The 20402-nt window shown below is 44.7% G+C and carries 14 protein-coding genes; 9 read left to right on the top strand and 5 right to left on the bottom strand.

Translation table 11 applies throughout. From position 1 onward, the window contains the following. Positions 1–35: 35 nt before the first annotated feature. The 3 genes from PNC201_RS22145 to PNC201_RS22135 all read left to right on the top strand — a co-directional run bounded on the left by PNC201_RS22145 (position 36) and on the right by PNC201_RS22135 (position 2203). Positions 36–1049: a DUF5924 family protein gene (locus tag PNC201_RS22145; protein WP_010603640.1), complete on the top strand. Its 1014-nt coding sequence runs from the start codon at positions 36–38 to the stop codon at positions 1047–1049. A 99-nt stretch (positions 1050–1148) separates the two neighbouring features. After that, positions 1149–1592: a DUF2000 domain-containing protein gene (locus PNC201_RS22140; protein WP_102058465.1), complete on the top strand. Its 444-nt coding sequence runs from the start codon at positions 1149–1151 to the stop codon at positions 1590–1592. Between the two features lie 53 nt (positions 1593–1645). Continuing rightward, the gene (locus PNC201_RS22135; protein ID WP_102058464.1) at positions 1646–2203 is read left to right on the top strand and encodes a hypothetical protein; all 558 of its coding nucleotides are present in this window, start codon (positions 1646–1648) and stop codon (positions 2201–2203) included. A gap of 278 nt (positions 2204–2481) precedes the next feature. Here PNC201_RS22135 and PNC201_RS22130 read toward each other — a convergent pair whose 3' ends face one another. From PNC201_RS22130 to PNC201_RS22120, 3 genes are read right to left on the bottom strand one after another with little or no spacing between them, the layout of a single operon-like run. After that, positions 2482–4257: an FAD-dependent oxidoreductase gene (locus PNC201_RS22130; protein ID WP_102058463.1), complete on the bottom strand. Its 1776-nt coding sequence runs from the start codon at positions 4255–4257 to the stop codon at positions 2482–2484. Next, the gene (locus PNC201_RS22125) at positions 4250–6013 is read right to left on the bottom strand and encodes an alpha-keto acid decarboxylase family protein (RefSeq protein WP_102058462.1); all 1764 of its coding nucleotides are present in this window, start codon (positions 6011–6013) and stop codon (positions 4250–4252) included. The genes PNC201_RS22130 and PNC201_RS22125 overlap by 8 nt, the downstream gene beginning before the upstream one ends. Beyond that, complete coding sequence (locus PNC201_RS22120) at positions 6000–7874, bottom strand: flavin monoamine oxidase family protein (protein WP_102058461.1); 1875 nt, start codon at positions 7872–7874, stop codon at positions 6000–6002. Before PNC201_RS22120 ends, PNC201_RS22125 begins: the two co-directional genes overlap by 14 nt. Before the next feature lie 625 nt (positions 7875–8499). On the opposite strand from PNC201_RS22120, the gene PNC201_RS22115 reads away from it, so the two are divergent. Genes PNC201_RS22115 through PNC201_RS22105 form a run of 3 tightly spaced genes read left to right on the top strand, consistent with a single transcriptional unit; the run spans position 8500 to position 11972 of the window. Beyond that, on the top strand, positions 8500–9360 hold the full coding sequence (locus PNC201_RS22115; protein ID WP_010369754.1) for a hypothetical protein: 861 nt from the start codon (positions 8500–8502) through the stop codon (positions 9358–9360). A gap of 58 nt (positions 9361–9418) precedes the next feature. Then, positions 9419–10627 carry a cysteine desulfurase family protein gene (locus PNC201_RS22110; protein WP_102058460.1) on the top strand — a complete coding sequence of 403 codons (1209 nt, stop codon included), beginning with the start codon at positions 9419–9421 and terminating at the stop codon, positions 10625–10627. A 49-nt stretch (positions 10628–10676) separates the two neighbouring features. Beyond that, entirely contained in the window at positions 10677–11972 is a 1296-nt protein-coding gene (locus PNC201_RS22105; RefSeq protein ID WP_102058459.1) for a pyridoxal phosphate-dependent aminotransferase, read from the top strand. A 78-nt stretch (positions 11973–12050) separates the two neighbouring features. Here the strand turns inward: PNC201_RS22105 and cueR are convergent, their stop codons facing one another. After that, positions 12051–12461, bottom strand: a complete 411-nt coding sequence (gene cueR, locus PNC201_RS22100; protein WP_010369762.1) for a Cu(I)-responsive transcriptional regulator — start codon at positions 12459–12461, stop codon at positions 12051–12053. A gap of 5 nt (positions 12462–12466) precedes the next feature. After that, a complete protein-coding gene (locus PNC201_RS22095) occupies positions 12467–14845 on the bottom strand; it encodes a heavy metal translocating P-type ATPase (protein ID WP_102058458.1) in 2379 nt (792 codons plus the stop codon). A gap of 172 nt (positions 14846–15017) precedes the next feature. Between PNC201_RS22095 and PNC201_RS22090 the strand changes: the two genes are divergently transcribed. The 3 genes from PNC201_RS22090 (at position 15018) to PNC201_RS22080 (ending at position 20397) form a co-directional block, all read left to right on the top strand. Beyond that, positions 15018–15233: a heavy-metal-associated domain-containing protein gene (locus PNC201_RS22090; protein WP_233525271.1), complete on the top strand. Its 216-nt coding sequence runs from the start codon at positions 15018–15020 to the stop codon at positions 15231–15233. A gap of 233 nt (positions 15234–15466) precedes the next feature. Then, positions 15467–16492 (top strand): DUF4150 domain-containing protein, encoded by a 1026-nt coding sequence (locus tag PNC201_RS22085; protein WP_102058456.1) that lies wholly within the window; start codon positions 15467–15469, stop codon positions 16490–16492. Further along, positions 16489–20397: a hypothetical protein gene (locus PNC201_RS22080; RefSeq protein WP_102058455.1), complete on the top strand. Its 3909-nt coding sequence runs from the start codon at positions 16489–16491 to the stop codon at positions 20395–20397. Before PNC201_RS22085 ends, PNC201_RS22080 begins: the two co-directional genes overlap by 4 nt. Positions 20398–20402: the final 5 nt, after the last annotated feature.

Raw genomic sequence — 20402 nt, 5'->3', positions numbered from 1 at the left:
TGAATCTTAAAGACCAGCAAGCAATTTTTATTTCAATGCGTTATTTCAAAAACCTAATAACAAAATTTATTTTGATGATGCAGAAGTGGCCCGGCCTAATGGCGCTGTTGGCTTTTTGCAGTGGTATAGCGAGCTTTATTTTAGTTGAACGTAAAGAGTCGTTTTCACAGATCATCGCTCTGCTTTTACTCACCAGTTGGCTGTGGCTTATTATTGATAACTGGCTTCGCGACCAAGTGGAGCAACGTTTTGGTATTGTGTTGTCACCCAACTTTATGCGCTTTGCCCTACAAATGGTGCAACAGGAAAGTCTATTCTTCGCACTGCCTTTTTTCTTGGCTGCCACAACATGGAATCATCCACAGGCCGCGTTTACCTGCTTAATTGCACTCTGCGCGTTTATCTCCGTTGTGGACCCGATATATTACAAAAAGCTAGCCCGGCACAATGTGCTGTTTATGGTATTCCACAATTTTGCTTTGTTTGTTGTGATTTCAGTTACGCTACCTATTTTGCTTCACCTGACAACCGACCAAAGTATACAAATAGCGCTAGTCACCGCCATTATTCTTACCCTACCGAGTCTTGGTAATGTCATGCCACATGCAAGATGGTGGCGTTTTCCCTTATTGGCTCTGCTGCTAAGTGCACTTAGCGCCGGTTTGTGGCAGTTACGTAGCTGGGTTCCCCCGGCGGCCTTACGACTCACCGACATTACGCTGGCTTATGAAGTTGATAGGCAGCAACGAAAGCCAATGAACAGTATCCAACACCTCGATACCCATTCGCTTCACGAACAAGGCTTGTATAGTTGGAGCGCGGTAAAAGCACCACGGGGACTAAACGAAAAGATCTTTCACGTGTGGGTACACAACAAGCAAGTGGTTGACCGAATCCCCTTAAATATTAGCGGTGGACGCGAGGAAGGCTATCGAGCTTGGAGCCATAAGAGCAACTTTCCCGCCGACTCAACAGGTAAGTGGGAGGTGCACGTTGTCACCAGTTCAGGACAACTGATTGGCCTAACAAAATTTACTGTATCTCCTTAGGAAATTTTTAAGGAATTACAATCAATTATCGAAATCTAGGCGCGGTGATAGTGTTATTATGATATGGTTAAGCGTCTCTTTTCTTATTCAAGGAAGTCTATGACTGATTTTTCCGTTTTACCGGACGAAAACTCGAAGCGATTTGTTGCTGTGCTCAATAAAAAAGTTGAACTTGGTCGACTTTTTAATGCGCTTGGCCATATGACCGCTGGGCTCATTGACCAAATTGGTAATACTGATGAGCTCTGCTTTTTACCGTATCAAGACAAAGATGGCGGCATTCACCCTTCGATTTCGCACTACCCTTTTATTGTGCTTAAAGCAGATAACAGTAATAAAATCAGAAAAGTGCGAGCAGAGCTTGTGGCTCGTAACATCCCCTTTACCGACTTTACAAATACCATGATTGTTGGCACATCCGAACAGCAAGTAAGCGCCACCGCTGAAACACCAGAGCAAGACTTAGAGTACTTTGGCATTTGCATGTTTGGCGATAGCGCGGAGCTTAAAGAATTTACAGGGAAATTCAGCTTGTTTAAATAACCTGAGGTTTATTTTTGGTATCACTTACTTTGGTTGTAGTTTAGGTTTAATTTATGAAACGATTTTCAAGTATTGCGTTGGTCATTGTTGTATTACTGGTCATCCTTAATATGAGTAATTTGCCTTGGGAGTTAAGATTTGCAGCGCCTCAGCATAATTACCTTTTCGTTATGATACTGGCCATCATCTTACCCGCTTCAGTGTTGTTGTGGTCGTTATGTCGACGCACCAAGTTGCTCAAAATGTCTGGCTTATTAGTCGCTTTGGCAGCAGCAGTGCCGAGTTTCATCGTATTCATCTTTGCCGCTGGTGATTATTCCGAGATCAAACAAAGCGGCGTTGACAACTCCTTTGCCGAACTTAATCGACTGAATGTCAATGACGATAACTATGTGCTTTACCGAACCGACCGCGGAGCCACCACCTCATATGGTTTAGTTTTACGCTTAGAGCGAGAAATCGGATTTGGTATTCATGCAGTAAAGGTCGTTCACAGCAAATACAAAGCCGCAGAAGGTCAGCTGGAGTTGCTTTCTGAGAGCCAAATAAAAATGCAGATCCAGCCTTATGATACGCAAGACCAAATGGAAGTGGTGGTGTTAGATATTTAAAATGCTTTCAAGGCCGCAGCGTAAAGCACATGATAAAAGCGACAAAATCGCTGTGTAAAACAGCTCCTACCCTGTAGTGAAGTCATGCTTGTAGGAGGCGATTCACTCGCCGAGCAGTTTATGTTTTCTAACGAATTTTTGATGAAAAATCCCCCTCATCTCACCACCCAAAAATTCAATATAAAAACAACAAAGTCGCTGTGTAAAACATCTCCTACCTCAAGGTGAAACCAAGCAAAAAGCCGATACTGGCTTTTTGCTCTTCACATTTAACACTGTTAAATAATTGTCTTACGGGTTCTTAGGCGATTAAAGTTGACGTAAACCTCTTTACCACAGTCTAATTTAACTGTGAAACCCGAATACTCCTCTTTGATTTCAATGAGTTTTTCATAATTCTCTTGGAAGTAGGTTTGCGTCGGGATGGATGCGTCTTTAAAGCTGATAAACGCGCCGTATGCCCCTTCTATGATGGTGTCGCGGCTAACTTCAATCCAATCAAGTGCACGGTTTACATAACGGTATACTGGATTTGCTTGACCAAGGCGTTTGCTGTCGTAACTGCCGTCGTATTTTAACTCGGTATTCCACCAAGTTTGGTATTGAATGGTGTACTGCGCAGTAGTATAAGGAAAGGCAACACGCTCCTTAGCATCATCACAAGTATCATTGGCATAAAACTTACCCGCAATGGCACCTAGAGTGACATAACTAAATAGTCCAAGTGGGGCATTTTGTGCAAACAGTAAAGGCGATGTGAGTGAACGCAATAGCGCCAACTTGCCTTGTTCGGTAAGACCAGACTCACGCACTAGCTTCGAGGTGATCTTGTGTGGCGCTGGGGCGTCGAAGTCTGGTGTAAATGGTTCGCCATCAAGGCTTGCGGCAAGCGTCCCTTTTAACCCCAGTTTTTTGAGATTAGCCAAAGAGTTTCGCGACCAGTCAGACATCAATGCTTCGCTATAATTCTGCTTGGTATCCGTGCCCGTCACCTGCACTTTAGCAGTGGGAAAATACTGCTTAGCAAACTGAATCAGCGCTTTTTCGGAGCCTTGCCAATAACCATACATGGTGCTTGGGTGCTTTAACGTTTTTTCGTAGCCAGATGACTTTTCACACTCGCTAACATCTGGGATCGCGTTGATTTTTAGGTTAGTACCAACTAAGTTCTCGGTATCCTTTCCCGTATCGTTAATCGCATCTTCCCACTGGCTGAGCAGCTGCCAAGTTGCTAAGTCTGTAGAGCCAACCGCCTCATTATTCCAGTTAATTTCAAAGCGGTGGATTTCGTCAGGTAGCTCAAAAGCTTTGACTCTAAACTCTGTCACTATTCCATAACTTAACGCCCCGCCTCCGCGTAGTGCCCATAAGAGATCTTCATTTTCAGTTTCAGATACCTCAACTCTCGAACCATCTTGCAAAATAACAGTCGCACCAACGAGTGACTCACAGCACATCCCTTTTGCTCGCGTCCACGGGCCCCAACCACCGCCTTGAATATACCCAGCTAACCCAACCGTGGCGCAAGTGCCATGTGGAATGGTTAACGGTGGAATATCCTTGTAACCAGATTCCGCAAGCTTTGGGACTAATTGATAAAAGCGATAGCCCGAACCAATATGGGCAATATAATCATCGCCTTCTTTCTCAATGGAGAAGTCTTTTAAACCGCTTAAATCCAGTAGCACCACATCTGTGCCACTACACTCCCCTTCGTGATCATGGCCGCCAGAGCGCACCCGAATGGGTAAGTTAAACGCTATCGCCTCTTGATAGGCGCGCATTACATCATCAGTGTTATTACACATCACAATTACCGAGGGCGAAAACTGAAATCGTGTGTTAAAGATAAGCGCTTTAGCTTGATATTCTCTAAAGCGCTCCATCGAAGTATCCCCCGTTGGCAATAAAGTAAGCAACTGCTTTGCAGAAAAGCCATGCTTGCTTTCTAACGCGAGTATAAATCCTTGTGTCGCGCGCCAATAGCGGTCGATACGCTTTTGTGCTTCTTCTAACTGATATTCAGGGATTGGTTTATTGGATTGTTTAGGCATTGTTGTTTCCTTGCGCTGTGCTATTTCCACATGGACAGTCGTCCACTTTGTTACCCGTAATGGCTTCGGCGAGATCTTGTATCGCCGGTGCGAGATCTTTTTTATCAATATTGACTTTAATGAGGTACGGCTTACATGAGTTTTCATGAAGCGCAGCAAAAACCCCATTTAGATCTGCGACGGTCTCTACATGCAAATATTCAACAGAATACGCATTCGCTAATGATTTATAGTCCCAACGATGCAGATCATCAAATGGTGCAAATGCGCCCGCAGGAGTAAACGCACAGATATCAACGAACGACTGCTCAATTGCATACACTTGGTTACTCATTACAAACACTGCAGTATTGAGTTTGTTATGGCTAATGGTAGACAGTGTTTGGCACATCATCATAAACCCACCGTCGCCGGCAACCACAACACTACGTCGATTGTCAGCCAAGGCTGTGCCGAGTGAACAACCGGTTTCATGACCTAACGACCCCCAAGCCGTGTCACTAATAAAGCGACTTTCTTCAATACCAGTTAAACGAGCCGCCATATAAAGCGAAGAGCTTTCACCTAAAATAAGGTTGAAGTCACGCACCTTTTGGCATTGGGCTAACTGCTTTTGGTATGTGCAAAAGAAGTTTTCGTAGCTGATGGTATCGCAATCTCGTACGGGACTTTTCAAGTAGGGGTTTTCCGGCAACGAGCAAAGCGCATGATGCTGCATCGGGTAATGCTCAACATACACCGTTAAATCATCAATAAACTGTGCTAAATCGATACCACCAAAACGTTCGCAGTTACCAATTCTTGCTTCGCCCATATTCACGCGGATCAATTCGTTGTCTTGCGTTTTTAACATGGTCAGGTAGTCATCAGTGAATATTGCCCCCAACGCTAAAATGCAATCTCGTTTGCTAACAAAGTCAAACGTTTCAGGCCATGACGCTTCACCCGCATAGGTGCCAACAAACAGCTCCTTCCCGAGCCCTTGCGCCTCACTTAATACTGATTTGGCTAGCGTGGTCGTGGTATACGGAATATTGAGGTTACAGAGCAAGTTCTCGACTTCCCTTTGTATGCCGAGCCTCGTGATCTCTATGCCTAATAATACCAATGGCTTCTCAGCTTCTTTGAGTCGGTTGATTACTTTATCGAGTAAATTTGCCATCATCGTAGGATTAGATGCAGGTCTTGGGATCACTAAATGGCCATCTGGTTTATCACAAGCTGCGCCCCACACGTTTTGCCATGCTTCTAGATAAATAGGCCGTTTTTCACTCATGGCAAGGCGTAACGCATTATCAATAATCTCAGGAGCAGAAGCAGGATCCGAAAGAATTTCACTGGCGACAGTGACATTTTCAAACACCTTTTTATCAGCGCTATAGTCGCCGGTAGAGTGATGAAATAACACGCCTGTTTCTTCAATATCTACACGGTTTTCAGCCGATGGGCTTGCCGATATAACGACAACAGGATTACGCTCGACATAAGCGCCGGCGATGGCGTTTAATACGCTGAACGTGCCAACGCCGTATTGCACAGACACCGCGCCAATACCTCGGTATCTTGCATATCCATCCGCCGCGTAGCCTGCCCCTAGTTCGGTTACATCGCCTACAGCGTCAATACCTGGAAAGTTGTCCAGTGCGGTCATAAACTCTTGCACATAGTCACCAGGCACTTGAAATACCTTATCTAGGCCCAACTGCTTTAACCGCCACAGTAAATGGTCGGCAACCGTAAAATTAGCGGTACTCATGATTAATACCTCGATAAGCGAATTCAGTGACTTCGTCCAGCGTGTCCGAACTGGCATTTGGCTGTTGCGCTGAATGCTGACACGAGCAGCCACCTTTACGGCAATCTACTGGTAAGTAATTGTGGTGTGACTCAAGCCACTGTTCATACTGGGCTTTGTCTTTGGATAACCACTTCGGTGTTGGTAAAGCAAAGAACTCAGCCAATGTTGATTCAGCCGTATTTAATGCTCCTTCTACCCAGCCTTGTTCATAGGAGTATGCTTCGCCAACAATATAGATTTCTTCACTCGCAACCGGGTGCCGCATTCTGCACATGATCTCATCGAGACGATAATTGGCTTTCCACTCATGCCAGCCACCGCCATAGGGGTCATCCCCCCACTCTTGGTAGATTGCAGAATATGGCATTGGGAGCGCTTTTTGATTATGTAACGCTTGAATTTGGCGATGTGCCGCTTCAACCATCCCGGTGGTAATTTGATACTGGTTTTTAGGTACTATCTCATTTTCGGTATAACCTTGTGCACCATAGGCTGGCATATAGCCTTGGTAATGCTCACCCTTTTCTAAACCTTTCCAGTAAGGAATAGTGCCAATATCATTGTAAGAAGCCATTAGCAGCGAGTTGGTATTGGGCTCACCATAGGAGTGCTCTACTTTACATACCTGTTCGCCTTTTTCATTGGTCTCGTATTCAAGGCATTCTTTTTGATCGCATTCCGTGCCCATGTAATAAGTTTGACGGATTGGTAAGTCAGTGACAGAGCGACCAGCAACAAGGCCTAAACTGCGCCACCAAGGTTGCTCGTATGCCATAAACATCTTAATCGCTTTTTGGATAAGTACAGACGGAATGTTTTCTTTCAACCAAGGGTCATCAAAGAACGGCGATTCAATCAGCTCAAGCGAGCGCCTTGGCATAGCCAAAATAAGCCGCTTCACTTTAACGCTGTACGCTGGAGCATCTTTATCAACCACTTTCCCACTGCTATTCAATTGTGTTGGTTGAAAGGTGAGTTCATAACGATACTCGCCACAATCATGCAGCTCAATTTTTGCAAGTCGATGCAACATATTAACGCGCTTACAGCGGTCAAGGCAGCCCGGTGCCGCTGCAAACTCTTCACATAACTTCAGCGGTAACGCCTGAAAACCATCTTTTAGGGTCTTAAATACCGTATCATCGCTATATTCAGTGGCAGGCAACTGAGTAACCGCACTGGCATTCGCCACATTAGCATCGTAGCCCCCCGCTTCTTTCATAAAAAGGTATGCTTCGTTACTCAACACATGCTCAAGCAAATTCCAAAAGCCAAAGCGCCAAATTTCCTTGCCAAACACTTTGACTTTCATCTGCTCTGCAAGAGACATGTCGGCAAATCCCGGGCAGATGAGGTTCATGACTTTAACTTGAAGATCTTCCGGTCCATAGCCTCGCTCTGTTTCTTCAAGCTGGTATGGGATTTTATCTGGACACTCGGCGAAATCACGATATCTAAAATATTGCCCTCGCAGGTAAAAGAGGTTGTTTTCACTACCTGCTTCAGGGGAGCTTTCTGCATTTGAAGGGTATAACGGCAGCTTTGAGCCCATTGGGAAGTCTTTGGTTTGGAGTTTTAGCTCATCCACCAGCGTACTCACCATCACATGATCCTCAGGAATAAAGCGCATTCCACCAAGCTCAGCCACAACGTTGGGCAACCCCGGAAGCGTGCGACTGTACAAACGACCACCGATACGATCGCTATATTCAAATAAGCCTATGCGATGTGTATCACCAAGCTCTTGTTGCAGACGCCATGCACTATATACACCCGATACACCGCCACCCACAATGGCAATATCTAGTTCTTTATTCATTTTAATATGCTCCTTTAAGCTATTACTTTAAAAGCATATTTAAGGGTAGTGATTTTATCTATTACACCGAGTTACAACAGATTACAGAGACATTACAGCAACTACAAAAACCACTTTTCACTAAATCAACATAGATATGTAACCCAATGTTTTAGCTTAGCTAATCGCATTTATTTTGATTAACGCAAATGCCGTGCAAACGGCAATGACTCAACTCGGTGAAGAAATCCGCATAGTCCTACTTACTTCTTATTCCGCCTAAAAGATGTTTATTAATTAAACAAGTCACTTAGCATGATTTTGGTTTTCTTTTTCACCAATTAGCGCTGACTCGATTAAAACAATTGAAATGAAAGTTTCACAAAAAAACTTCTAAAAAACTCAATTTTTACGCAAACAAACATTGACCTTACCACCGTGGCAATCTTTACAGTTATTTAACTTGGAAGATTCATCCTTAAGGTGAAGTTGACTTTTTATTAACCTCACTTTGTTAGTAGGGCATGGAAATTAATTACTTCGTGCGTTACCGCTTTGGCACATGCTTGTCGGTAAACAAACTAATTAGGCCGTTACTCAAAGGTATTAAACACCTTTAACACAACTACAGATAGAGACTAACGAAATGAAATTAAAAGAAAAAATGGTTGGAAAAGTAGAGCAAAAACTCCTAGAGATGATCCGTATGGATGTCGCTGAACACTACCCGACTGTCTCCGCCTTTTATCTAGAAGGTGGGCATTTTGATCCGCGTTATTCCGCTACCGAATTCTCAATAGATTCAATGGTAAAGGTGTTAAATGTTGCTAACAACGCGATTCTAGAGCACAAGAAAAAACTTAAAGTGGTGCTTGGCGTGTTGATAGACGATCTGGGCTTACAGTGCGGTAGTGAGTCTTGTGATATTTCTGCATCCCCAGCAATGACCACCGACAGCCAAGGGCTTGCGCCATTACCTGACGAGCTAGAAGCCGTATTAAGTGATTACAGCATTGTAAAACGCGACCGCTTAGTACTTCAGGGTGAGCGCAATTGTAAAAACCGTGGGATCCAATCTTTACGTAAAATCATCTCGCAAGATTTAGCAAGTTTCCCACAATTGTCACTCGCAACGAGCAACGGTGTAACTAAAATTCTATTCGAAAACAGTAAGGGAGTAGACATCGTTTTAGCTGAATCAAAAGATAAGGATATATGGACTGCAAAATGCCCGCTTATCATGGCGCAGCACTATAAAGACACATACCAAAAAGCGCTGAAAATGAACCCTCAAGCAGGGGTATTCCACATTATGGACTTCTCTGAAATGGATGACTTTCACAAAGTCGTGAACGGTACTGAAGTAGCATTAGGACTTTTCCTACAAGACGAAAGCCTTGGCGACAATATCGTTAAGATCTCCAATATCTTCTTGTCTGACTTTGATATGGAAGATTATTCCATTAACACCCAAACCAGCACCCTAGCCGAAGCTTGCGAAGCGTAATGCACGCATTTATCCGCTTCAATTTGACTGTTGCCCCAATTTTATACGGAGATTTTTTATGTCACTCATTACAGCACTAGAGAGTAAGTCCACCACGGAAGCGTCGCTACGCTTTCCTATCTATTTAGACCATAACGCCACAACACCGTGCGACGAAGCTGTGTTACAAGCCATGCTACCTTACTTTTGTAACGACTTTGGTAATGCTGCGAGCATGTATGGTTTACATGGCTGGAACGCCCATAAAGCGGTCGAACAAGCGCGTGAAAAAATTGCAGATGCCCTTGGTGCACAACCTGAAAATTTTATCTTTACTTCTGGCGCGACTGAAAGCAACAACTTAGGGATCCGCGGCGTGTTTCGTGCTTGTAATCACAAAGGCAAGCACATTATTACTTCGTCGATTGAGCACCCAGCAACGCTTGCAACACATAGAGATCTAGAACAGGAAGGCGCTCGCGTTTCTTATCTTGAGCCGCTACCAGATGGCAGCTTTGATATTGACGCAATGAAGGCCGCAATCACGCCTGAAACGATTTTAATCACCGTGATGTACGCAAATAACGAAATCGGCACCATTAATCCAATCGACGACATTGCCTTTATTGCAAAGCAACATGGCATTCTATTTATGTCTGACGCCACACAAGCGCTAGGCAAGGTCGATATTAATCTGACCACTTGCCCTATTGATATTTTAACTTGCTCGGCACACAAAATTTATGGCCCTAAAGGGGTTGGCGGCCTGTATTTAAGACATCAGCATGGCAATAGAGTGGTTGATATTATACCGCAGATCACCGGTGGTGGAAGCGAGCAAGGACTACGCGGTGGCACGTTAAATGTGCCTGGCATTGTTGGTTTTGCCAAGGCTGTAGAACTTGCCCAGCGAGAACTGAGCAATGGCGCAATTGACAAAGTTGAGCAGCTAAGAGACAAGCTAGAAGATGGTTTATTGGAGCTACAACAGGTGCAAGTCAATGGCATGAGCGAAGAAAGACTCCCCCATGTTTGTAACGTCTCTTTCCATGACACCGACGGTAAAAAAATGCTGAGCCTATTAAAGAAAAGCATTTCAGTCAGTACCGGCTCAGCTTGTTCGTCAAGCAACCTATCGCCAAGCCACGTATTAACCGCTCTTGGGCTATCGGATGAACTGGCACAGGCAACCATCCGCTTTAGCCTAGGCAGGCATACTACAGAAGCCGAAATTGACTTCGCACTCAACAAAGTTAGAGAAGTCGCAGCGCTAACTTTACTCGTTTAAATAGTACTAAATTATTCCAGAACAAATACTTAAGGAGAAAAATATAACAATGGAAAACCTATCAAATTTAGCCAATGCACTTGATTACTCGGACATTATTCACCTTGAGTTTTACGTGCAGGAGCAGCTTGCAAAGGGGAAAGAAATTTGTGATTTGATCATTGGAGATTTTGACACGCAACAATTTCCGATGCCCGACTACCTTACCGCACAGATCCAGCAAGCCTACGAGAACAAGCATAACGATTATCCCCCGCTTGAGGGGGTGTTATCACTTCGCGATGAGGTAGCAAAACAAACTAAAAAGCGCTTTAACGTCAGCTACAACCCAGATACGGAGATGCTGATCTCTGGCGGTGCAAGACCTTTGCTGTATTCTGCGATGCTCGCCACAGTGAGCGCAGAAGACAAGGTGATCTACCCTGTGCCTTCTTGGAATAACATGTTTTACACCACCATGTGTGGTGGCAAGCACGTGCCAATTGAAACCAGCGAAGCAAATCAGTTTTTACCTACAGCGGAACAGCTTCAAGCGCATATATCTGATGCGCGCCTTATCACCTTATGCTCACCACAAAACCCTAATGGCTCCATGTTTTCAAAGCAACAGCTCAGTGAAATCTGCGACATGGTTGTGGCAGAAAACGCGCGCCGCAGAGCGATAAACGCCAAACCACTCTACGTTATCTACGACCAAGTGTACTGGATGCTGACAATGCAAGAGGTTGAGCATTATCATCCGGCGTCGCTTTGCCCAGATATCAAGCCTTACTTAATTGTGGTTGATGCTGGCACCAAAGCTTTTGCCGCAACAGGCATTCGAGTTGGGTGGGCGACAGGCCCACACGAAGTGATAGCAAAAATGCAGGTGATCCAAGAACATATAGGTGCAATGGCTCCAACGGCAGAGCAACTTGCCACCGCGGTGTTATTTCAAAATGAAGCCTATCTACAAAGCTATTTAGCCGGCTTTAAAGAAAAAATACTAACCTCAATGGCGGTACTGCATCAGGGTGTTCAGGATATGAAAGGCGCAGGCATAGCAATCGATTCATTTATACCAAATGCCGGCATTTATATGACCTTGAAGATCGACGCCATCAATATGGAAACCCCCGATGGAAACGTACTCGAAAATGCAGATCAAGTCAGTCGGTATTTAATTGATAGCGCAGGATTAGCACTGGTGCCATTTGCCAGTTTCGGCTGTCGTTCTAAAGCGTCACAGCTTTGGTATCGCGCTGCCGTTTGTACGATTTCACCGAGTGAAATTGAAGCGGCGCTGCCAAGGTTACAAACTGCACTGCTCGCACTAACCGAGTCAAAACTATTACTCGAAGCTTAGCGCTATTCTACACAACAAAAAAGCCAGTCTTCATCATTAAAGACTGGCTTTTTAACGTTTGGCTATTCTAACCTTCGGCTACTTTAGGCTATTTTGGCAAAGCCCATCTAAAATTGGACAGTTTGCATTTTCGTCACCACTACAGTTGTCCGACAGCTGTTTCAAGGTCTCGCGCATTTGCTGAAGTTCATTGATTTTATGCTCAATCTCATTCAAATGATGCTGCGCTATCGATTTGACTTCACGGCTAGTACGGTCTGGGTTTTGTAATAAATCGAGTAAAGATTGGATCTGCGCAATAGGAAACCCCAATTTTCGTGCTTGCTTTATCACACCTAGCAATTGTAATTGTTGCGAGTCGTACAGCCGGTAACCCGCTTCACTTCGTTTGCTGCACTTTAGTAACCCGCTTGCTTCATAATGGCGGATCATCTTTGCCGAGAGCCCAGTACGCTGCGCGGCTTCGCCGATTGTGATCAGTTTTTCCATGACGTTTACTCCTTTGGTTGCCAACGTTGCAATAACAACGCATTGCTAATGACTAGTAAACTACTGGCCGCCATCGCCGCACCTGCAAAAATAGGGTTAAGGTAACCCAGTGCTGCCAATGGAATGCCAATGACATTAAAGATAAATGCCCAAAATAGATTTTGCTTGATTTTGCGATAGGTTAATTTTGCCATCGCTAAAGCAGATGCCACTAAGCTTGGCTCGCCACGCATCAGCGTCATTGCCGACGCGCTTACCGCCACTTCCGTACCGGTAGCCATTGCGATACCAAGATCAGCCTGTGCCAGCGCTGGGGCGTCATTGATCCCATCGCCGACCATTGCCACACAGTAACCTTGCTGTTGGGCATTAGCAATATACTCAGCTTTGTGCTCTGGCAGTACTTGCGCTTTATAATCGTCCAGTTCTAGCAATTTAGCATTGTACTGTGCACTACTTTGGCTGTCTCCGGTCAACATTGCAACTTTGATCCCTTGCTGCTTAAGCTGTTTGACCGCTGTAAAGGCATGAGCTTTAAGCTCGTCAGTAAAGTAAAATAGCGCCAAAAACTCGCAGCTCAGTTCACTATTTTGGCTTACTAACCAAGATAAGGAAGCACCGGGTATTTCTTCTGGTAGCGCAGGCAAAGTTAAGCCTAACTCTTGCATCCAAAAACCGCTCCCCAAATAGACTGTTTTATCTTGGTATTGTGCTTTAACGCCTCTACCCGCTACCACTTTAAAGTCGCTTACAGGGAGTAATGACAATTGCTTTTCTTGTGCTTTGTTTACCACCGCCTTGGCAAGCGGGTGTTCGCTGTATTGCTGTAACGATGCCGCCAGCTGTAACACATCGTCTTGATGATACGTAAAAGTGTGCATATTGCTAAGCTCTGGTTTGCCCACCGTAAGCGTGCCCGTTTTATCAAAAATTACCATATCGATGGCAGTTGCTTGCTCCAATGCACCTGCATCCTTTACTAAGATCCCATAACGCGCGGCAGTGCCAGTACCTGCCATAATCGCGGCAGGTGTTGCTAAACCAAGCGCACACGGGCAAGCAATAACAAGAACAGCCACCGCATTCAGAATACCCGTTGGCCAATCTCCTGTGCTGAGCCCCCATGCAAAAAATGTAATGAGCGCAATCACCAATACCGCTGGTACAAATACCGCACTCACTTTATCCACCAACGCTTGCACTGGTGCTTTCGCGCCTTGTGCTTGCTCTACCAAACGAATAATTTTGGCTAGTGTCGATTCCGCGCCAACACTGGTTGCATCCACTTCAAGCACGCCATCAAGATTCACCGAACCACCAGTAACTTTATCTGTTTGTGCTTTATAAACAGGTACGCTTTCACCGCTGATAAGCGCTTCATCTACCTGTGAGTGACCTTCAACTACAACGCCGTCAACCGGTATACGCTCACCAGGTTTGATCAGTAGTCGTTCGCCGCTTTTTACTGCCGCAGCTGGGACTTCTTGCCAACTGTTATCACGCCAGACCATAGCCGATGTTGGCCTTAAGCTTTCAAGCGCTTTAAGGGCGCTGGTTGTACGCCGCTTGGCTCGGTGTTCAAGATACTTACCTAACAGCACCAAACTCAACACGGCACTGCTGCTTTCGAAGTATAAATGTGGAGCGCCATGCTCACCGCTGAATGTCCACCACAAATACAGCGATAGGCCATACGCTGCACTGGTACCGATGGCCACCAGCAAATCCATATTCCCCGTCCCCGCTTTTATTGCTCCCCACCCGGCACGATAAAAACGCGCACCAAAATAAAACTGAACAGGTGTTGCCAGTGCCCATTGCATCCACGCCGGGAGCATCCAGTTTTGGTTAAACAACATGGCAAACATGGGTAGCACCATAGGTAAGGTGAGCGTCAGTGACGCCACTGCTGGGAACCAATCAGCGCGATAAAAGGGAGTTGTGGCCACTTGTTCGCTTAACTCATCCGAGTCAGCTTGTGGCTGTACCACAGTGTAACCGGCGTCGTTAAGCTTGGCTTCTATTTCAGCGAACGGTAATTCTGCCACTAAAGTTAAGGTTAGCTTTTCAGTCGCTAAATTGACCTCGGCTTTAATTACCTGCGGTAATGCTTGCGCCGCCTTTTCCACTCGGCTCACACAAGACGCGCAAGTCATGCCTTTAACTTGATATTGCACTTCACTGGTATTGACCTTGTAGCCAGCATCTTTAACCGCACTCACCAACGCCGATACTTCCGCACTGCCTTCAACAGACACCGCTTCCAAGGCTAAGTTAACACTGGCGCTGACAACGCCAGACACTTTCTCTAAGGCTTTCTCAACTCGGCCAACGCACGAGGCGCATGTCATGCCCGATACATTAAATTTTATTACCTTGTCCATTTCTATCTCCGCAAACGCGTTAACTCTCATTTTTGGACACTAACCCTTACCCTCATGGTAAGGTCAAATAAAATTGTTCATTCATCTAACAGAAGCTTATTGTTAAATAGTAGTTGACCTTACCATCAAGGGAAGCTTCACAGTGCAAGCACTTTAATCCACAAAGGAAATAATGATGTTAAGACTAAGAGTAGAAAAAATGGTCTGTGGTCACTGTGTAAAAGCAATCACAGAAGCAATGCAAGCGGCTGATAGCCAAGCGCAAGTGAATGTCCGCCTAGACGATAAAATCGTTGAAATTTCAAGCACCAAAGGAGAAGACGAGGTTATCGCTATTATTCGTAATGCAGGCTATAACGCAGAACTCATCAACGAAAGCTTTGCCTAACTCCCAGAACTTATCAATCCAAGTCGACCCAAACCACTTTGCATTAGTAAGGTGGTTTATCCACTCACTTCCACCTTCATTGCCACTCGCACCTGTTTTATACAGCTCACGTTAATAAACGCTCACAATAATTCACACTTTGACAAAGCGCAGACAACGCGGAAAAATTACGCCATTTGTATTAGGTGAAATCAATACAACTGCGACTAAAGGAATAATTTAAGGACAACACAATGAGCTTTATCGGCGCCGGTGCAGGCAGCGAAGCCCAGAGCGTGCAATACAATGTCGACGCGCAAACTGCCAAATTACGAACCTCAGGTTCAGCTTCTTGGCGACACAACAATCCAGCCTTACTGCCATTGAATATTAGTGCAAAGCGAAATCAAGCGCTGGGACAAGCCTACCGTATTGCGATATTTCCCGACCGTGCTGCGGGAGAGCAAGCCTTTTTAGAAGAAATCGAAAGAGCCAAATACGGCGATTTTACCTTAGGCCAAATGGTCAATGCGTTTATTCCTGACTACATCATCGACCCACCACAATGGGATGAACAAAACCAAACGGCTGTTCTACCCCATATTGAGCCAATAACGGGAATGGATGTCAATCTGCCTATTAGCGATCCACAAGCATTCTTAGACTTGGTAACCCTTAAACTGGGTTGGCAAGTAGGAACTGAGAGTGATGTTGCCAGAGATTTTGAAGCCGAAGCCAGACAAGCAGCTATCGTTTCAAATACCAATGTTCTCATTAACGGTAGAACCGCTGTGCATAGTGGCAGCGGCGGTGTGTTAAGCACAGTAGACGTATGTTTGACTAAGATAGGCAAAGTGGTTGTGCCTATTCCTTATAGCAACATCGCCCGCTCATCAGACGCCGCAAGCGTTGCCAGCTCAGTAAAAATTCAAGGTAACGGTGCAGCCAATATCAAGTCTAACTTTTCAAAAAGTACGGGAGACCAGCCCGGTAATAAAAAAGGTATCGCTAGTCGAACATTGGGTAAAAAAGCAGAGTTTCTGCAAGGCAGCTTTGATGTTTACATCGAGGGAAAACCGGCGGTTAGACAGGGAGATTTAATGGTATCTAATAATAAAAATACGCCCCCCGCACCATTAAACCAACCCGGTGGTGCCACTCCTGCAGGCCTTGATGTAGTAATTGGCGCAGAACCACTAAGCCAAGACGGTACGAATAAGATCAATATAAAAGTGTCGGGCAGTAGTAAACCAAGCGATGAAGAGGTGAAGATAGGATGAGCCACACTTTACCAACCAAAACCAATGCTAACGGTAATTTTAGAGAACTTGTTTTTGAGGGTTATGCAAGCGACAAAGAAGTGGTCTCTTTGATGCTCAAAGACACCTCGGTTGATGGCACAAAAGAAGGCTATTATAAGGTCCCCCTTTACACTTCAAACACGGTAGATCAACAAAGCAGCGATGCCGACATTGAGCTGGTTCACATTTATCCATTTTTATACGACACGCCAGAACAACAACTACAATCGGCCTCTCCGGTAACCAGCGGATTTATCTATATTTATGTCGATGGCTATTTATGGCGTGAACTACAAGTTATCGAACCTGAAGACTTTGACGCTCCGGCGCTATTCTCAGATGTGAATTTGTATTGGCAAAAAGGCTTTTTAAGTTGGAAAAAGTCGGCCAATAAGCCAAACACTCGACCGCAAGGCACGCGTGCAGCAACCTGTAAGCCAACCAGCAGTATTCTCGTTCCGCATAAACTAAATGGTAACGAAGTAAGCGTAGAAATCGCGTGGTCCGAAGTGCAGTGGTCGTGGGAACAAATCTTGTTGTTTGGCGGTTTTAATGAGCAGGATCCACGCTTAAATACCGGCACACCACTCGCTGACGAAGAAAGACATTGCCCCGCCCCAGGAGATGCAACAGCGCTCAGAGCACAGCGCATGACGAAGCTGGATAACTTAGGGCAATTTGCCACAGGCTATAACGACCAAGGCAAAGTAGTTAACACCCCGACACTTCATCAAAAGCTGCACCTTCCAGAGCGCGATAAAATCGCCCAAGTGCCGATTTTTGACGGGATCCATGTGGCTCGATATTTCATCTCACAAATTCAAGATCTCACCACGGATATTCAGCATTTACTCAACAAATTATCAGGGTTAGATAGTGCAACCGGTGAAATTGATCTGCAACAACAAGCTAAGTATGAACTCGCCAGCTTTATGGTGCAGGTTTTTTACCATCAAGCCGATTCGATTTTAGATAAAGACATTGAAATTCAAGGCAGTGGAGAGACTCTTGTAGAATCTGATGAAGATGCGGTCGACTTTGCCAATAAATTAAAGGACTGGCGCACTTCTCATTTAGAGGAAGATAAGTTCTTTAAGTTTTTGGAAGAAAAGGCCTTCCAAAAACTTGCTCGTCGCATTGCAGAAATCTCTGACGAGCTAGTCGAGTTCTTAAATCAAGAATCTCTTAGTGCAGGCTTTACTGAGTGCTTTAAAGACTATGCCTACCAATCAGATCTGAGGTTCTTTGAAGCATACGACTTAGTCACCGATGTATTTCTCGCGTTAAAGCCTCACCCAGCCGCACCGCTTGCACACCTTAATACAGACAAAGAGTTTTGGCATGAGTTAAGTTCAGGCTATCAGGGGCAAGATTTTATCCTGCAATGTCTGGGTCAACACCCGACAAAACCAGCTAAGCAAATCACCCAATTTTTGTTTCCAAAGCCCACAGGCGACAAACTACACGACTACGAAAAGGCGGAATATGATCGCTTTGCATTGCCTTTAACTAGCGCCAAAATACAAAAGATCCATGCTCAAGAAGCCATTTTGCCACAAGAAGAGAGTGAGCAAATGGGGCGCCGCCTCTCCCAAGTGATTATGGGTTTAGCAGGCAGTTTATTCGAAATTCCAGAGGCCGCTTATAACCTCTCTACACATCCGGGAACGCTTGGGGAACAAAAGGCCCAAACTCGTGAGGCAATGGATGCAACACAACATGAGATAGCGCAGTCAGAACAAGCCCTTATCAACGCTGAAAGAGAAAAAGCAAAAGCATTTAAAGAGTTACAAGAAAAGCGTGCTGAATATGAGTATAAGAAGAGTGTACTTGAAAACTTAACAGAGCAAGAACATGGAATGAGCAGAGCGCAGCTTGATCAACAATTAGAACTGGAACGTGCGCGTCTACGAGAGTTAGAGGCTAAATTTGCTAAAGCAAAAGTTGCCGTCAGTCGTTCTAGAAAACAGGTCAACTCTTTTGTGAAGGTAAACAATGCTTGGAAGAAATATCCGTTTGCAAAACTCATTGATGCAAAAGCAGATGTGCTGCAACCTTTGATGCGCTTGGTCGATATCTCAGCACCTGGGTATTTAGTTGAAGTGGAAATGAGAGTGCAAGATTACCTCAACGGAAACTTTCCTGAAGGGTATATGCCACTTGATCCTCAGTCTCGAAAATTGGCTGCAGAAAAGCAAATTAAAGAACTCAACCAAATTATTCGCGGCAGTAATAAACGCAAAATAGACGTTGGATATAGAGGCTCTAAGCTCAAACTATCGTTAGAAGACGTACTAAATTTAAACAAACGACTTGAGTTTCTAACCCAGTCTCTCAATCAAGCGGAAACCATCACAACGATTGAAAGCAAAAACAAATCCATTGCATATTTGATAAAAATTACTGGTGCTGATGTCTCTGCCAAGTCAGCAGAATCAACAGCCCAAGCAATATATGATACGGCTGTAGAAGAGGCAAAACAATATGCAACAGAGTTAGATAATCAACATGCAACACTTAAAAAGTTATCTGATAGGCTCGCAAACTTACAAAAATGGCAAAATGCGGCTGTGACCGAGTCTGTATCTGGGCAGTCATTAAAGGGAGGAATGGCGGGTATACTCGGTATTGTATATATCTTTGAAGTCGCTAACTTTCGACAAGCCTTTTTGAATTGGGATATGAGCGGAGATAGAAAACTCGTTGACTTCATGGGTAGTATTGCTGATCTAGCAGCGATTCATTTCTCTACTCTCTCAATGGTCACAGAGATGAAAGTTGGGTTACCTAGCCTGCGCCAATATCAAGAATTTCAACAGTACAAAATGGCGAAAGGAAATCTCAGCGCCGTTCGTAAGTTTGGTCCTGAGTTTGCAAAAAAAGCAAACATCATTACATGGACAGCTAGATTAAACCTCTTAGCATCTGCATATAGTGCCGGGTTGTCAGGCTTTGATGCCTATTACGCGTTTAAACGCGGTGACTCTGGTGGCGCTGCAGGCCTCAGTATTGCAACAGCAGGCTTTGTCGCGCTAGCAGTTGAAACCGCGCCAACCATACTTGCCACGATCACCAGAGGCGTTATTTTAAACCCCATGAGTAAACTGGGCTATGTAGGACTCATTCTGGTATTACTTGGGTATGGTATTTATTATCTATTACGCGATGAACCACTAGAAGCTTGGATTAAAGCGTGCCCTTGGGGCAGTGACGCATATGGTGGTGGCGAGCGTGATTGGTTTGGTGACAACCCCTATTACTGCTGGAAGACAAACCCTGAATATGCACTTCATAGTCTCTATGATCAGTTATTTTCTCCAAAAATAGTTAGCGACGTATCTGTTGTACAATTACACACACCTTCTCGGATATATGACAAGGTAACCTCCAAAGGCAAGTTCCAAGTTGCAAAGTTTAATGTGCAAATACCAGGTCATATTCCAGAATCAGAGCTTGGTTACTTAGACATTCAGCTGGACATTCGCCCACTATTAGCTGGAAAACCTTGGAGCTCATTAATTGCTGTCGCACCCACAGGACAAGCTCAAACGGCGTTGGATTACTTTTGGCAAAATACCAATATCTTCGTTAATTCTAGTTTAACGGGTTTAATTATTGAATTTGAAGAAAGTGCTCTTTATCCCTATTTTGATAAATTCAATCATTCTAAAATTCAAATTAGAATGCGGTGTCGAAAATATCCTAGAGGTAAAGGAGCAACAATATACTCAGGTTCATCTCAAGAGTTAAAGTTACCTGCGTCAGAAAGAGACGAAGAAGGAAAGATAGATAAGCCAGATCTTTGGGCTGAGCAAGTCATTAACGTCGAAATCGAAGATTATGGCATGAGCCCTGCTGGTGTGTTGCAGCGACTCCTAAATTAACTAAA

The sequence above is a fragment of the Pseudoalteromonas sp. NC201 genome, assembly GCF_002850255.1.
In the GTDB taxonomy this organism is placed as follows: Bacteria; Pseudomonadota; Gammaproteobacteria; order Enterobacterales; family Alteromonadaceae; genus Pseudoalteromonas.
The sequence above is the reverse complement of the archived record's forward strand: the minus strand, read 5'-3'. Positions and strand labels throughout refer to the sequence as shown.

Bases quoted from the DNA above. Each gene is read 5' to 3' on its own strand.
- PNC201_RS22110 (WP_102058460.1), top strand. From the start codon at position 9,419: ATGTCACTCATTACAGCACTAGAGAGTAAGTCCACCACGGAAGCGTCG.
- PNC201_RS22140 (WP_102058465.1), top strand. From the start codon at position 1,149: ATGACTGATTTTTCCGTTTTACCGGACGAAAACTCGAAGCGATTTGTT.
- PNC201_RS22095 (WP_102058458.1), bottom strand. From the start codon at position 14,845: ATGGACAAGGTAATAAAATTTAATGTATCGGGCATGACATGCGCCTCG.
- PNC201_RS22120 (WP_102058461.1), bottom strand. From the start codon at position 7,874: ATGAATAAAGAACTAGATATTGCCATTGTGGGTGGCGGTGTATCGGGT.
- PNC201_RS22115 (WP_010369754.1), top strand. From the start codon at position 8,500: ATGAAATTAAAAGAAAAAATGGTTGGAAAAGTAGAGCAAAAACTCCTA.
- PNC201_RS22125 (WP_102058462.1), bottom strand. From the start codon at position 6,013: ATGAGTACCGCTAATTTTACGGTTGCCGACCATTTACTGTGGCGGTTA.
- PNC201_RS22135 (WP_102058464.1), top strand. From the start codon at position 1,646: ATGAAACGATTTTCAAGTATTGCGTTGGTCATTGTTGTATTACTGGTC.
- PNC201_RS22145 (WP_010603640.1), top strand. From the start codon at position 36: ATGCGTTATTTCAAAAACCTAATAACAAAATTTATTTTGATGATGCAG.
- PNC201_RS22105 (WP_102058459.1), top strand. From the start codon at position 10,677: ATGGAAAACCTATCAAATTTAGCCAATGCACTTGATTACTCGGACATT.
- PNC201_RS22090 (WP_233525271.1), top strand. From the start codon at position 15,018: ATGATGTTAAGACTAAGAGTAGAAAAAATGGTCTGTGGTCACTGTGTA.
- PNC201_RS22080 (WP_102058455.1), top strand. From the start codon at position 16,489: ATGAGCCACACTTTACCAACCAAAACCAATGCTAACGGTAATTTTAGA.
- cueR (WP_010369762.1), bottom strand. From the start codon at position 12,461: ATGGAAAAACTGATCACAATCGGCGAAGCCGCGCAGCGTACTGGGCTC.
- PNC201_RS22085 (WP_102058456.1), top strand. From the start codon at position 15,467: ATGAGCTTTATCGGCGCCGGTGCAGGCAGCGAAGCCCAGAGCGTGCAA.
- PNC201_RS22130 (WP_102058463.1), bottom strand. From the start codon at position 4,257: ATGCCTAAACAATCCAATAAACCAATCCCTGAATATCAGTTAGAAGAA.